Annotated in this window: 14 protein-coding genes; 8 read left to right on the top strand and 6 right to left on the bottom strand. The window is 49.9% G+C overall.

Annotated elements, in window-relative coordinates:
* The first annotated feature begins 2 nt into the window (after window positions 1-2).
* From BQ7382_RS04410 to BQ7382_RS04400, 3 genes are all read left to right on the top strand, one after another.
* Window positions 3-1,061, top strand: coding sequence for a macro domain-containing protein (locus BQ7382_RS04410; protein WP_077390923.1), 1,059 nt, complete (start codon window positions 3-5; stop codon window positions 1,059-1,061).
* 150 nt (window positions 1,062-1,211) lie between these two features.
* Window positions 1,212-1,871 carry a vWA domain-containing protein gene (locus tag BQ7382_RS04405; protein ID WP_077390922.1) on the top strand — a complete coding sequence of 220 codons (660 nt, stop codon included), beginning with the start codon at window positions 1,212-1,214 and terminating at the stop codon, window positions 1,869-1,871.
* 160 nt (window positions 1,872-2,031) lie between these two features.
* Window positions 2,032-3,027 (top strand): sensor domain-containing diguanylate cyclase, encoded by a 996-nt coding sequence (locus tag BQ7382_RS04400; RefSeq protein WP_077390921.1) that lies wholly within the window; start codon window positions 2,032-2,034, stop codon window positions 3,025-3,027.
* Window positions 3,028-3,034: 7 nt separating this feature from the next.
* Here the strand turns inward: BQ7382_RS04400 and BQ7382_RS04395 are convergent, their stop codons facing one another.
* Together BQ7382_RS04395 and BQ7382_RS04390 are read right to left on the bottom strand one after the other, a co-directional pair.
* Window positions 3,035-3,562: a hypothetical protein gene (locus BQ7382_RS04395; protein ID WP_144082079.1), complete on the bottom strand. Its 528-nt coding sequence runs from the start codon at window positions 3,560-3,562 to the stop codon at window positions 3,035-3,037.
* On the bottom strand, window positions 3,562-4,353 hold the full coding sequence (locus BQ7382_RS04390) for a DUF1295 domain-containing protein (protein ID WP_077390919.1): 792 nt from the start codon (window positions 4,351-4,353) through the stop codon (window positions 3,562-3,564). Before BQ7382_RS04390 ends, BQ7382_RS04395 begins: the two co-directional genes overlap by 1 nt.
* Before the next feature lie 135 nt (window positions 4,354-4,488).
* Between BQ7382_RS04390 and BQ7382_RS04385 the strand changes: the two genes are divergently transcribed.
* The 5 genes from BQ7382_RS04385 to BQ7382_RS04365 all read left to right on the top strand — a co-directional run bounded on the left by BQ7382_RS04385 (window position 4,489) and on the right by BQ7382_RS04365 (window position 9,852).
* Entirely contained in the window at window positions 4,489-5,016 is a 528-nt protein-coding gene (locus BQ7382_RS04385) for a TetR/AcrR family transcriptional regulator (RefSeq protein ID WP_159437223.1), read from the top strand.
* Between the two features lie 94 nt (window positions 5,017-5,110).
* Complete coding sequence (locus tag BQ7382_RS04380) at window positions 5,111-5,881, top strand: PhzF family phenazine biosynthesis protein (protein ID WP_077390917.1); 771 nt, start codon at window positions 5,111-5,113, stop codon at window positions 5,879-5,881.
* 65 nt (window positions 5,882-5,946) lie between these two features.
* A complete protein-coding gene (locus BQ7382_RS04375; RefSeq protein WP_077390916.1) occupies window positions 5,947-6,519 on the top strand; it encodes a TMEM175 family protein in 573 nt (190 codons plus the stop codon).
* 93 nt (window positions 6,520-6,612) lie between these two features.
* The gene (locus BQ7382_RS04370; protein WP_077390915.1) at window positions 6,613-7,320 is read left to right on the top strand and encodes an ABC transporter ATP-binding protein; all 708 of its coding nucleotides are present in this window, start codon (window positions 6,613-6,615) and stop codon (window positions 7,318-7,320) included.
* Window positions 7,321-7,440: 120 nt separating this feature from the next.
* Window positions 7,441-9,852, top strand: coding sequence for an ABC transporter permease (locus BQ7382_RS04365; protein ID WP_159437222.1), 2,412 nt, complete (start codon window positions 7,441-7,443; stop codon window positions 9,850-9,852).
* A 293-nt stretch (window positions 9,853-10,145) separates the two neighbouring features.
* On the opposite strand, the gene tnpA (BQ7382_RS04360) is transcribed toward BQ7382_RS04365, so the two are convergent.
* The 4 genes from tnpA (BQ7382_RS04360) to BQ7382_RS04345 all read right to left on the bottom strand — a co-directional run bounded on the left by tnpA (BQ7382_RS04360) (window position 10,146) and on the right by BQ7382_RS04345 (window position 13,256).
* Window positions 10,146-10,631, bottom strand: coding sequence for an IS200/IS605 family transposase (tnpA, locus tag BQ7382_RS04360; protein WP_077390623.1), 486 nt, complete (start codon window positions 10,629-10,631; stop codon window positions 10,146-10,148).
* Between the two features lie 267 nt (window positions 10,632-10,898).
* Window positions 10,899-11,384, bottom strand: coding sequence for an IS200/IS605 family transposase (tnpA, locus tag BQ7382_RS04355; protein ID WP_077390623.1), 486 nt, complete (start codon window positions 11,382-11,384; stop codon window positions 10,899-10,901).
* Between the two features lie 225 nt (window positions 11,385-11,609).
* Window positions 11,610-12,521, bottom strand: coding sequence for an SHIRT domain-containing protein (locus tag BQ7382_RS04350; protein WP_077390913.1), 912 nt, complete (start codon window positions 12,519-12,521; stop codon window positions 11,610-11,612).
* Between the two features lie 39 nt (window positions 12,522-12,560).
* Complete coding sequence (locus BQ7382_RS04345) at window positions 12,561-13,256, bottom strand: TetR/AcrR family transcriptional regulator (protein ID WP_235847942.1); 696 nt, start codon at window positions 13,254-13,256, stop codon at window positions 12,561-12,563.
* Between the last annotated feature and the right edge of the window lie 25 nt (window positions 13,257-13,281).

Genomic DNA, 13,281 nt, shown 5'->3' with positions numbered 1-13,281 from the left:
GCTTGTCATTTAAGATCATCAGGAATGACATTACAAAGGTAAGGGCAGACGCCATCGTAAATACCGCAAATCCGCAGCCTAGATACGCCAGCGGTACGGATTCGGCGATCTACAATGTAGCGGGGGCCGTGGATCTTCTTTTGGAGAGGAAGAAGATCGGTCGTATCGCGCCTGGCGATGCGGCGGTCACATCCGCGTTCAAGCTTCCGGCAAAGTACATCATACATACGGTCGGCCCCGCGTGGATCGATGGAGATCACGGTGAATATGACGTTTTGCGCTCATGTTACCGTCGGTCACTTTTGCTGGCGGATCAGCTCGGCTGCAAGAGCATAGCTTTTCCACTTATAGCGACAGGCGTGAATGGTTTTCCTAAGGATAAGGCGCTGGAGATCGCGCTATCCACGATCCGTGAACATCTGAATGATTCCGATGTAGATGTCATCCTTGTGGTGTTCGGCAGGAGCTCATACCAGATCGCATACGGACTGGCGGAGCAGATAGAAGAATACATCGATGAAAACTACATCGCAGAACGGACGAGGGAAGAATATTTCGAAGAGTATCCGCCAAAAAGTATTCTGGATGCGCCATCATCATATGTTTTCGGTGCTACTGAGGCTGATGAATCTGAAGCGGATCTTTTATATCCTGATTCCGGTGAAGGCGAGGAGATCTTACGTGAAAAGGAAAGTGAATCTTTGGAGGACGTGGTCAATGATCTGGGAGAAAGCTTTCAGGCACGATTGCTTCGCATGATAGACGAAAGGGGAATGACAGATCCGGAAGTTTATAAGCGCGCTAACATAGACAGAAAGCTCTTTTCAAAGATCCGGTGCAGCGAGGATTATTTACCGAAGAAAAAGACCATAATAGCTCTGGCGATAGCATTGCGACTGAACCTCGATGATACCAGAGACCTTCTTGCAAGTGCAGGGTTGATACTCACCAACAACAGCAAAGCGGATGTCATCGTGAGTTATTGTATCAAAAACGGCATCTACGATATTTTCGAAGTCAACGCGCTTCTATTCAAGTTCGACCAGCCGATCCTCGGCTGACAACTGTCGCTTTACAAGCGACCACACCTTTTTGCAGACCAGGTATACTTGCACCATCAACTGGAGCACACACGAGACTGGCCAATACCTTAAGACCTGTTGGTCATGGCAATTGGAGACTCGTGATGAAAGATAAGGAGGGTGTGCAGAATGAATAAGAATTTGACGGAGCTGGTATTGATCCTCGACAGAAGCGATTCCATGGGAGGGCTGGAGAGAGATACCATAGGCGGTTATAACAGCATGCTGAAGAAGCAGAAGAAGAAGACAAAAGGCGAGGTGCTTGTATCAACGGTCCTGTTCAACGAACGCAGTCAAGTGATCTATGACCGCGTGCCACTTTCCAGAATGCCACGGATGACAGAAAAGGAATACTGCGTTTACGGCAGCACTGCACTTCTGGATGCCGTGGGAGGCGCTATCCACCACATAGCAAATGTTCACAAGTATGCTCGGGAGAAAGACAGACCGGGAAAGACGATATTCGTGATCATCACAGATGGCCTGGAAAATGCCAGCCGAAGATATTCTCACGAACAGGTCAAGAAGATGCTCGTGCGGCAGAAGAAAAAGTACGGCTGGGAGTTTCTTTTCCTCGGGGCTAATATAGATGCGGTCAAAACGGCTAGCAGTATCGGTATCTTTGCAGATCGTGCCGCCAACTATCACTGCGATCATACAGGAACAATCTTGAATTACGAAGTGCTGTCTGAAACTGTCTGCGAGATGCGCTGCAGCGAGGCGACACTAGGAGCAAGCTGGAAGAAACGGATAGACGAGGATTATAAGAAACGCAGAAAGAAAAGATAAGCAACAAATTGATTTATGAGTGCGATATTGATACCACTCAGAATATCCAGGGTGAACGGAGATAAATAAGTGGTTTTAGAGGCATGGCAATAAATTGAAAGTGGTACAATGAAACCGAGCGGCAAACTGTTTTGAGAAGTGAGAGAGGGGTACGTATTAAATGAACGAAATAAAAAAAGAGAAAGAATCGACCATCTCTTCAGGGAATGATACGGCTGAGATCTCCAGCTCACTTGGTGCTATACTGCCAGACAGAGATGAGCTTTTCAGAATTCTGGATGATCTTCCCTTTGGATGCTATGTTCTGAGTCCGGATCAGATGGTCCATTTCTGGAACAGAGAAGCAAGTAAACTCATCGGATATGCACCTGGAGAGGTGATCGGAAAGCGGTGTGCACAGCTACCGTTTTCCTGCTCCTTTGTCAGTGGAGATGCGATCCCGACACCAAGCTGCCCGGCTATATTGGCTTGCCGCTCAAAACAAGTGCAGACAATGAAGATGTTCATGCGAAAAAAGAATGGTGATAGCATTCTGATCCGCAATACCGTGATACCCCTGAAGGGTAAGGATGGGGGAGTCAGCGAGATGATGTCACTTTTCATCCCGGTTACGGAGGATCCATACAATGAAGATCTGATGCGTGATATCTACGAGGTGGCAACGAGAGATCCAGTCACATGTCTGCCGGGACGGAAGTATATGGAGTCATACCTTTCGGAGGAGCTGGAACGCTACAAGCGCACTGGTCATCCCTTTGCTGTCATGTATACAGACGTTGACCGTTTTCACGATGTGAATAACCAGTATGGACACAGCGCAGGTGATGATCTGTTAAAAGAATTTGGCTTCAGGCTGCGCCACTATGGCAGGCGCACAGATCGATTCTGCCGGTGGGGTGGTGATGAATTTGTCGGTGTACTTCAACTTAAGTCAGAGGAAGATGTTCGTGGTCTGGCTCAGCGTTTTCTGCAGCTTTCAAAAAACACAGAGATCGTTGTCGATGGACAGAGTATCTCCTGCAGGGCTTCCATAGGGATCACCGTTGTTCGTGAAAATGACGACGTGGAAACTGTCGTTGCTCGTGCAGACAAGTATATGTTCCTTGCGAAGGAGGAAAAGGGTGATCGAGTAGTGACCGATGAGGACGTTTTATAAAAAGCGGCTATAGAAGGATACCTATCATTATACAGAACTGGGATATGGAGTTTACTATCTGTTCTATCCAGTTAGCTTTTGCATTTCTCCTGTCCTGGCTTCTGGCCAGCCATGTCATCATCACCAGGCCAGCTGCTCCGCAGAGGAAAAATATCAGAGATGGCATGTGCACCATATGTCCGGCGACGGCTCCAAAGGACCATTCATTGTGGTCAACCATGAGAGAGACAAGCACCAGCAGGAAGCCGGCAGGCATAACAAATCGCATCTGCCTGCTGAGAAAAGGCAAGTCTTTGTGGAGCAGGGCGATGGCGAATTTCCAGCCTGCTTTAAATGCTCCGGCAATAATCACAAGGGCGATGCCCACGCGGAAAAGGGTGTTGTCAAAGCGTGAAGCCAGGATGGCGGAGTTGATGCTGAAAAACAGCACTGGCAGGCAGTCCGCAATGGCCAGGGCAAGAGAAAATCCCTCAGGCACGGCCGAAGACGCCTGACTATTCGAAATTTCTTTTTTCCTGTTCTTATTCATTTCCATTACGCCACCAGCCATTTATGTTCTTTCACCGAGTAGAGAGGAATGAAGGGAATCATAATCGGTGTAGTGGATTTGTATTTCCTGTATTCCGGATCGTTTCCGTAGTTCTTGTCCTGACGGATCTCAAGCCTGCGGGCTCCGCCGAACATTACGTAGATGATTCCGGCGTAACCGAGAATGGCGACGATCCATTGAAGGGCGCTGCTGTACACATTCAGGCCTGAGATGAATACTCCGGTCCAGAAGACCATCTCCCCGAAATAGTTGGGACAGCGCACCAGGCGGAACAGGCCGGTGTCCACAAAACGGCGGGGATTCTTTTTTTTGGCTTTGTTTTTCTGAAGGTCTGCGGTTGTTTCAAGGATAAGTCCGGCGGCAGAAATTACAAGACCGGCGATGCAGAATCCATCGGTATCATTTCCTTCCATGAGGCGGAAAGTAACAGGAGAGGTCTGAAGGGCATACAGAATCGCTGCTGAGATCCAGATCCCCATCTTAGCTGCGAAGGAGACTCCGTCATTAGTTTTTACCTCCCCCTTCATACGCCCGGTGTATGCAGTTTTCAGATCCCGGTAGGCCAGATATCCCGACAGCCTGCATCCGTATACAATAAACAGCACGCACTCCAGGATCGTTCCTACGGTTAGTACCTGGGGAAATAGAAACAGAAGGCCTGCACCAATCAGGGCAACGGCTGCGCCGTATCCCAGTGAAATGAACCACACATATTTGCGGAAACCGCAGGAGCTGGCGATCATGGCCAGCACAAAGATTATCAGAAATGTTTTCATGTTTCTCCTCGAATATTGTTTGACATGTTTTTTATAATTGAAGCATAATCAATGATAGCGACAGGTGTCGTTATTTTCAATGCTTTTCAGCGGGAAAACCAATATCTGCAACAGAAGAGGGGGAGGTGTCGCTTTTTGAGAAGAAAAAATCTTGATCACAGCCTGATCCGGGAGTATCTGACTGAGGCTCTTATGCAGCTCATGGAAAAAAAGGATTATGGTGATATCTCAGTTGGCGAGATTGCGGAGAGGGCGGGGGTGCACAGAGCCACTTTTTACAGGCATTTCAGCTCTAAAGAGGATGTGCTTCGCTGCTGCCTTTCAGAAATTATAAAGGAAGCTGAAGGTGACAGAAGCCTTCTGCACGAGGATTTTACTTCTTTTATCAGGCCAGTATTCCAGGCGATTTATGACAAAAAAGAACAGATGCTGTCGATACATCGAACCGGTCTTTCAAGCCTGCTCATGGATGTTTTGAAGGACTATTTCGATTTTGACGATGGAGAAGAGGACGGAGACTCGTTCACTGATAACGTGACAATAGGGCAATATCGAACAGCGTACCAGATAGGTGGTATATATTCGTGTCTGCTCCTCTGGTTCTCCCACGACATGAGAGAGACACCAGAGAAAATGACGCAGATCGCTGCGTCAATATACTGATATTCAGATTTCATACAAATTCTGTACGCTCAAGTGCAAAAGCTTTTTCCTTTTAGAACTTTATGCTATGCTTTTTCTAAAAGGAGGGAGCGGCATGAAACAATACATTGCAGATGCTTTCACGGATACCCTCTTCAAGGGAAATCAGGCGGCAGTGTGCGTCATGGACGAATGGATCCCTGACGGTCTGATGCAGAACATCGCGAAGGAAAACCGCTTTTCGGAGACCGCCTTCACAGTGAAGGAAGGAAATACCTACCACCTGCGCTGGTTCACTCCGGGCGGTGAGATCGATTTCTGCGGACATGCGACACTTGGCACATCGTTCGTACTTTTTACATTCTATGAAAAAAATGCAGAGGAGATAAAATTCACGACGCAGGTCGGTACTCTCGCGGTACGTAGAGAAGGGGGCACGTTCGTCATGGATTTTCCTGCCTATCACTGCAGGCCCATACCTGTGACCCAGGCGATGAAGGATGCGATCGGCGCAGAAGTTCTTGAGGCTTATCTGGACCGGGATCTTCTGCTGGTGCTGAAAGACGAGGAGACCGTTATCGATCTCCGGCCGGATCAGAGGAAGATGGGAGAACTGGATGGGCTTCTGGTGGCGGTCACTGCAAAAGGAAGCGAATATGACTGCGTTTCCCGTGTCTTTGCACCGAAGCTGGCAGTGGAGGAAGACCCTGTAACCGGCAGCGCCCATTGCATGATCACGCCGTACTGGTGTGAGAAGCTCGGGAAGGATCACCTTACGTGCTACCAGGCCTCCGAGCGGTCGGGGCTGCTCTATACTGGAATTTCCGGCGACAGGGTGACTGTGGCGGGAAAGGCGGTCCTTTACTCAGAGGGAAATATCCTGTAAATAGCAAAACACATGTTTGTCTCGCCGACAGGCGAGTCATCAGAGAGATAAGTAAAGGATAAAGTATGAATAAGGAACGTCTGGGTGCATTCATGGATGCGGTCATTGCCATTGTTATGACCATATTGGTACTGGAGTTGGAAAAGCCGGCGGCGCCGACGCTTGGGGCTTTCTGGGACCTGAGGATCAATTTCGCCGCGTACGCTCTGTCCTTCCTGTGGCTTGCGGCGATGTGGACGAGCCTCCACAATGCCTGGCACGTCGTGAGCAGGATCGGCAAGAGGACGATGTGGCTCAGCATGGGACTGCTTTTTTTCTCGTCTCTCTTTCCCTACGCCACAAGCCTTGTCTCCACGTATTTCATGAGCAGGGTGGTACAGGGCTTTTACGGCATCATCGTGATCGCCACTACTGTCATGCTGATACTGATCTACGGCAGCCTTGCAAAGGATGACGAACGCGAAGTGACGGTCGAGTACATGGGCAGGGTCCGGGGCTTGCTGTTGATCGATGTCGGCATCAAGATCGCCGGGACCGTTCTGGGCGTGATATTCTGGCCTCCGCTGGTGTCCATCGGGGTGTTGGCCGCGGCGGTATTCATTATGATCATGAGGGGCATGAATACTTACGAGAAATGATGAGAGCGCTGCAAAGTATCGGCGTTGATATAGTCTTCCTCAGCAAAATTCGATATAGGTGTGTCTGACGGATGTGTGCGACTGGAGCAGTTTATGACATCACATTTCATAGAATTCAAAAACGTGACCAAGGTATACGGGTCTGGTGAGGCGGAGGTCCGGGCGCTGGATGGTATCAGTTTCTACGTGGATGAGGGCGAATTCTGCGTTCTGCTTGGTTCTTCAGGAGCAGGGAAAACGACGCTGCTGAATATGCTCGGCGGAATGGACAGTGTGACCTGCGGCGATATATGGTTCGATGGGCGCGATGTTTCTGATTTTTCTAAAAAACAGCTCGTCGCGTACCGCAGGAAAGATGTGGGCTTCGTGTTTCAATTCTACAACCTGATCCCGAACCTCACGGCGCTGGAGAACGTAGAGATCGCCGCAATGCTCTGCGATGATCCGATACCCGCCGGTGAGGCGCTGGATCTGGTAGGACTGTCACACAGGCATGACCACTTTCCGGCGCAGCTTTCCGGCGGAGAGCAGCAGCGCGTGGCGATCGCCCGTGCCCTGGCGAAAAACCCGAGGATGCTGCTTTGCGATGAGCCGACCGGTGCCCTCGATTACTCGACCGGCAAGTCGGTCCTCAAGATCCTTCATGAGCTTGGCAGGGAGCGTGGAACGACGGTGCTCATGATCACTCACAATCAGGCGATCGCACCGATGGCGGACAGGATCCTCAGGATTCGCAGCGGAAAGATCGAGGCGAATGAAGTGAATACAGACAAGCGGCCAGTAGATTCCATTGCATGGTGAGAACTGATGGCAGCTTAGAAGTCGTGGAGGTAGATCTGCATGAAAAATACGTCAGTACGATCGTTCATCAGAAGCGTGCAAGCCTCAAAAGGACGCTGGCTGGCGCTCTTTCTGATAGTCATGCTGAGCGTCGGATTCTTTTCAGGTCTGAAGGTCTGTCGTGATCAGATGTGGATGGCCTGTCAGAATTATCTGAAGGCTCAGAACTTTTACGATTACCGTCTGTATTCCTCCCTTGGTTTCACGGATGATGAGATCGATGTGATCCGGGACCAGATGGATCCAAAAGGAGCAGTGATCCAGAGCATCGAGGGAATGAAGTCCACAGATGCCGCAGGAACATACGATGACACAAAGGGTACTGCACACAGCGGCACATTTCTCCTGATGTCTGTGCCGGAAAAAGTGAACATTCCTTCTCTTGTCTCCGGCCGGATGCCGGAAGCAGACGACGAATGCGTGGTCGACGACCGTGTCGCCGGGAGCAGGATAGTGGGAAGCACGATCACTTTTTCAGGCAGCGGAAGCATAGATAATGTGGGCTTGAAAAACAGGACTTACAAGGTCGTAGGCACGGTAGATTCGCCGCTCTATCTCAACAACGACAGAGGCTCTTCTACGATAGACAGCGCAAAGCGCACTGGTTTTGTCTATCTTTCTGAGAACAACTTCACTTCTCCGCGATACACAGAGGTAGACATGACTCTGCGTGCTACGGAAAACGAGGCTGTTTACAGCGACGAATATTCGGATCTCATCAAGGAAAAAAAGGACGATGTGGAGGAGGCGCTCACATCGGCGGCCGCTTCGGAGCAGGATGGATATGCACCATCGACATATGTGCTGACGCGCTCGGAAAATACCGGATACGCCAGCTTTAAGAACGATACGTCGATCATCGATGGCATAGCCGATGTGTTTCCTGTTTTTTTCATCCTGATAGCGCTGCTCGTATGCATCACTACGATGACACGCATGGTCGAGGAGGAACGTACTCAGATAGGCACCCTGAAGGCGCTGGGATGTTCGGATCTTTCGATCACGATGAAATATATGCTCTACGCCGGGAGCGCAGCCTTGATCGGGTGGGCTGTCGGATTTCCTGTCGGGACCTGGGGGCTGCCGAAAATTTTCTGGTGGGCGTACAGGACACTGTATGATTTCGCACCTCTCCCATATGTGTTCAGCACGAAGATGGCGCTTCTCACCTTCGGTGTGTCGCTGGCCGCGGTGTCCCTGAGCGTATGGTTTTCTTGCAGAAGTGAGCTTCTCAGCTCGCCGGCCGCATTGGTCCGGCCGAAGTCCGCGAAACCGGGCAAACGCATTTGGATCGAAAAGATCCGTCCTCTGTGGAAGCGGCTTCCTTTTCTGCGAAAGGTGACGCTGCGCAACATGTTCCGATATAAGGCGCGCATGATAATGATGCTGGTCGGTGTCGGCAGCTGCACTTCGCTGGTGCTGACCGGGTTTGGTGTGCGTGATTCGATGATCCATGTAGGGGACATCCAGTTCGAGGATATACAGACCTATCAGCTCGCCGTCACAATTGATGAGGGGGGCATGTCGTCCGTAGCAGAGATACAGCAAAACCCGAAGGTGGAACATGTCCTGCCCTGCGTGAGTCAGATCGTGGACGTCTCGGCAGATGAGCGCATGGGATTTGTGACGCTGATGAGCTTTGCCGACGATGCGGACATCAGTGGATTCTGGAACCTGACCCGTGTGGACGGAAGCGGAGGACGAGTACGCCTGCCGGAACAGGAGAACGGCGCGGTCATCAGCAAGAGGCTGGCGGATAAGCTTGGATTGAAGAAGGGCGACGCCTTCAGGATCGAGGGATCTTCAGCAGGAAACGGTGCAACAATGACAGCTGAACTGAAGGTCGAGGGCGTTTATACGAATTACATTGGAAACACGATCTTCATCAACGAAAAGACCTGCCGGGAGATCCTCGGTGCGGGTGAAGATAATAATGCTGAAGATTTTACGAATATGGAAAATACCTGTCTTGTCAAAACCGATGGAGCGCCTGACAAGACGCTGCTGAAGCAGATCAACGGAATTAACGGTATTTCGGGCGTGACGGATCTGGAGGATACGCGTGCGGATGTCAATGAGTCCGTTTCCTGCCTGAACTACATCATCTGGCTCCTCGTGCTGTTCTCGGGCGCGCTGTCGTTCATCGTCATTTTCAACCTTACGAACATCAATATTGCTGAAAGAAGCCGGGAGATCGCTACGGTAGAGGTGCTCGGATTTTACCCTGAGGAGACGAGATCGTACGTGCTGTGGGAAAACATGGTCATTTCAGCCCTGGCCGGATTCATTGGACTTCCGGGAGGATGGCTGTTCACCCGGTTCGTTCTGGGAAGGATCCTGCTGGACGACATGACGTTTCCGTTTGTGATCCACGGTATCAGCTATCTGTTTGCGGTTGTCTGTACGATGATCTTTGCGGCAGTCGTGAATCTGTTCATGCGGCGTTCCATCGCCGGCATCCAGATGGCGGAATCACTCAAGGCAGTCGAATGAGAGCTGACGAGTTGAACGACGATTTTGATTTTTCTGCAATCAATAGCATAAACTTGAATAAAAATAATGCTATCCACTCTCTTGATCCGGGATTGGAGACGACGTACGAGGGTATAAGGTCTGTCCGGCTTATCGACTGGCTGCTCTCCTAGCACCAGAATCATAACCACCAGTTGAACTGGTGGTTTGTCCTTGCCCTAAAAGGGCCTGTTACTTGCAGGCGTCTTAAGACGCACCGAAATAGACTGCCAACCGCATCTCTATTTTCCGGCTGCGCCTAAGGGCGCTTTTTATTATGCCTTCGTATTCTTGCTACCCGTGAACGGGTCTATGTACTCCTTCAATGTTAATTGATCATTTGCGATATCTTCTTGCAGTTGGTTTCGTATGTATTCTGCGATTGCCTTTTTGTTTCTGCCAACTGTATCGACATAATAGCCACGGCACCAGAAATGCCTGTTCCCATACCGATATTTCATATTCGCATGTCTGTCGAATATCATCAGTGAGCTTTTTCCCTTCAGATATCCCATCACTTGCGATACGCTGTATTTTGGCGGAATTGATATCAGCATGTGTACATGATCAGGGCACAACTCCGCTTCTATTATTTCTATGCCTTTCTGATCACACAACTGCCTAAGTATCTTGCCAATATCCTCTTTTATTTTTCCGTAGATAATTTGTCTCCTGTACTTCGGCGCAAACACTACGTGATACTGACACCGCCACTTCGAATGTGTTAAACTATTGATGTCGGTTTTGGTAATATTACCCATCGATTTATTCCTCCTTTGTTACATGAGTGCGGTTGGAAGCCTCATTCATGATATCACAGGAGGTTTTTTCTTGAAGCTAAAGCTTCTTACTCCACCGGCTTAGCCGGTGGTTTTTTTACACTAAAGATCACNAATCATAACCACCAGTTGAACTGGTGGTTTGTCCTTGCCCTAAAAGGGCCTGTTACTTGCAGGCGTCTTAAGACGCACCGAAATAGACTGCCAACCGCATCTCTATTTTCCGGCTGCGCCTAAGGGCGCTTTTTATTATGCCTTCGTATTCTTGCTACCCGTGAACGGGTCTATGTACTCCTTCAATGTTAATTGATCATTTGCGATATCTTCTTGCAGTTGGTTTCGTATGTATTCTGCGATTGCCTTTTTGTTTCTGCCAACTGTATCGACATAATAGCCACGGCACCAGAAATGCCTGTTCCCATACCGATATTTCATATTCGCATGTCTGTCGAATATCATCAGTGAGCTTTTTCCCTTCAGATATCCCATCACTTGCGATACGCTGTATTTTGGCGGAATTGATATCAGCATGTGTACATGATCAGGGCACAACTCCGCTTCTATTATTTCTATGCCTTTCTGATCACACAACTGCCTAAGTATCTTGCCAATATCCTCTTTTATTTTTCCGTAGATAATTTGTCTCCTGTACTTCGGCGCAAACACTACGTGATACTGACACCGCCACTTCGAATGTGTTAAACTATTGATGTCGGTTTTGGTAATATTACCCATCGATTTATTCCTCCTTTGTTACATGAGTGCGGTTGGAAGCCTCATTCATGATATCACAGGAGGTTTTTTCTTGAAGCTAAAGCTTCTTACTCCACCGGCTTAGCCGGTGGTTTTTTTACACTAAAGATCACAAAAAACCGCCGCCATGCGGGGGACATGAATGCATGGCGGCGTCATCAAAAGGGGCATATGACCGGTGGACCGGTCCTCGATGATTGCTTATTGTCAGGACTTTGACCTGGATCTTCTCCTCATGTACACTCCCGCACCCAGCAGGCCAGAAGCTGTCACCAGCGCGGCGAACCACGGCGTAAGGTCGGAAGTGTCTTCTGTCTTAGGAGCCTTCGTCACGGTTTTCGTGGTTGCAGCAGTCCTGACCGTGGTTTCAGTCTTTCCCGTCGTTCCGGCCTGTACTGCTGGCTTTCCCTGTTCTTCAGGTTCTGCCGTCTCCTGGCCGGGCACTTTTTCCCAGTTCCCCGTGAATATAATAGTCTTGTCTTTTACGATGCCTTCGTCCCATCCAGAGAACAGGTAGGTATATCCGTCTGTCCCCGTAGCGGTCGTCTGTTTCGGGAATGCTGCGTTGGCTGCCTCTCTTGCTTTTTCAACATTGGCGTAGACGTTCGTATCCACCGGCAGAGAGAGCTTAAGGTTTTCCGCGTTGTTCCATCTGAACTCAGGCGTATAGGCCTGACATCTGCAGTGGTATTCACCATCCAGAGAACCTAGATATTTGCCGTTATCGTCGCAATATATTCTGAGGGGCACAGACTCGCCGCACGCCTCGTGTGCAGGGTCCTTTGGAAAATACTGTGCAGGGTCTTTCGGGATGACCTCAAAGCACCAGACATCTCTGTAGAAAAAGAACTTATCGACCCTGTATTTTTTTGTGACTGCATAATCCGTGAGATAGATATGGTTGATGTTATGTGAGCTGTCTGAGTCACATATCACGTTAAGCCCGGATGCAGGCCATGATTTTGCCAGGTATGCAGGATCCCAATCCGGACCGGCTTCATCATCGGCTGCCCAGACGGTACCGGCCAGGCCTGTGAGGCACAGCATGCAGCAGAGCAGCAGAGATGTGACGAGATAGCTTAGACTTTTTCTGTTCCTGTTGTTCCTCATGGTAGACATTTCTGAGACCTCTCTTTTTTGATTTTTACCGTTTGCTCTTTACTCATCACCGATAAGATCGATGCCCTCATCGGCTTTCTGCGCCATTCCGGTGATTATTTTCTCCGCGGCCGGCCCGAGGTCCATCTCGAGCACCTTCCGGATCACCTGATGCTGCTTTTCCACGGGAACGCAGTAAAGCGTAAGCGAATTCTCTAGGAAGCGGGATATCTTGTCTTCGACTGTGAAATAGAAATCGCAGGGTCTGGCCATGTACGCCCGCATCATCCCCGACGAACCGATGTCCATTTCGTAGAAATCCTTTTCCTGGGCGTCCGGCATGTACTTCCCGAAGATCTGAGGAAGCCGCTTCGCCGTGCTGCTGTAGATGTACTCGGAGGTGGAGGGCAGGGAGTATCCAGTGACGTACAGGTCGCGCAGCGGCTCGGACAGCTCGGTGATGTACATCTGCAGTGACGTCTCGACCGCGTACAGCATCACGGGGTCGTCATCCGACTGACCCTGTATTTGCTCCGCACTTTCGAACTGGCCTGCGAACATCAATTTTACGAGGATCAGGAGAAGGGCCTCCTTGCTCGCGAAGGCAGCAAAAAACGATGATGGCGCCATGCCTGCCTCCTTGGCGATGGACGAGGTCGTAGTCTTCTCGTATCCGTTCTGCAGAAAAAGCCTTATGGCGGCGTGGAGCATCCTGTTCCTGCGCGCGATCCCCTTTGACTGAAGTCCCTTTGGCAAATCAAACCTCCTCGGTGATGTGAGT

The sequence above is a fragment of the Mobilibacterium timonense genome, from assembly GCF_900155555.1.
GTDB lineage: Bacteria > Bacillota > Clostridia > Peptostreptococcales > Anaerovoracaceae > Allobaileyella > Allobaileyella timonense.
Note: the sequence above shows the minus strand (reverse complement) of the source record. Positions and strands in the feature narration are given on the sequence as shown.

What these genes read in the sequence shown, in the direction of transcription:
- BQ7382_RS04405 (WP_077390922.1), top strand. Translation starts at nt 1,212, where the DNA reads ATGAATAAGAATTTGACGGAGCTGGTATTGATCCTCGACAGAAGCGAT.
- BQ7382_RS04400 (WP_077390921.1), top strand. Translation starts at nt 2,032, where the DNA reads ATGAACGAAATAAAAAAAGAGAAAGAATCGACCATCTCTTCAGGGAAT.
- BQ7382_RS04395 (WP_144082079.1), bottom strand. Translation starts at nt 3,562, where the DNA reads ATGGAAATGAATAAGAACAGGAAAAAAGAAATTTCGAATAGTCAGGCG.
- BQ7382_RS04390 (WP_077390919.1), bottom strand. Translation starts at nt 4,353, where the DNA reads ATGAAAACATTTCTGATAATCTTTGTGCTGGCCATGATCGCCAGCTCC.
- BQ7382_RS04380 (WP_077390917.1), top strand. Translation starts at nt 5,111, where the DNA reads ATGAAACAATACATTGCAGATGCTTTCACGGATACCCTCTTCAAGGGA.
- BQ7382_RS04375 (WP_077390916.1), top strand. Translation starts at nt 5,947, where the DNA reads ATGAATAAGGAACGTCTGGGTGCATTCATGGATGCGGTCATTGCCATT.
- BQ7382_RS04370 (WP_077390915.1), top strand. Translation starts at nt 6,613, where the DNA reads ATGACATCACATTTCATAGAATTCAAAAACGTGACCAAGGTATACGGG.
- BQ7382_RS04365 (WP_159437222.1), top strand. Translation starts at nt 7,441, where the DNA reads ATGCTGAGCGTCGGATTCTTTTCAGGTCTGAAGGTCTGTCGTGATCAG.
- tnpA (WP_077390623.1), bottom strand. Translation starts at nt 10,631, where the DNA reads ATGGGTAATATTACCAAAACCGACATCAATAGTTTAACACATTCGAAG.
- tnpA (WP_077390623.1), bottom strand. Translation starts at nt 11,384, where the DNA reads ATGGGTAATATTACCAAAACCGACATCAATAGTTTAACACATTCGAAG.
- BQ7382_RS04350 (WP_077390913.1), bottom strand. Translation starts at nt 12,521, where the DNA reads ATGTCTACCATGAGGAACAACAGGAACAGAAAAAGTCTAAGCTATCTC.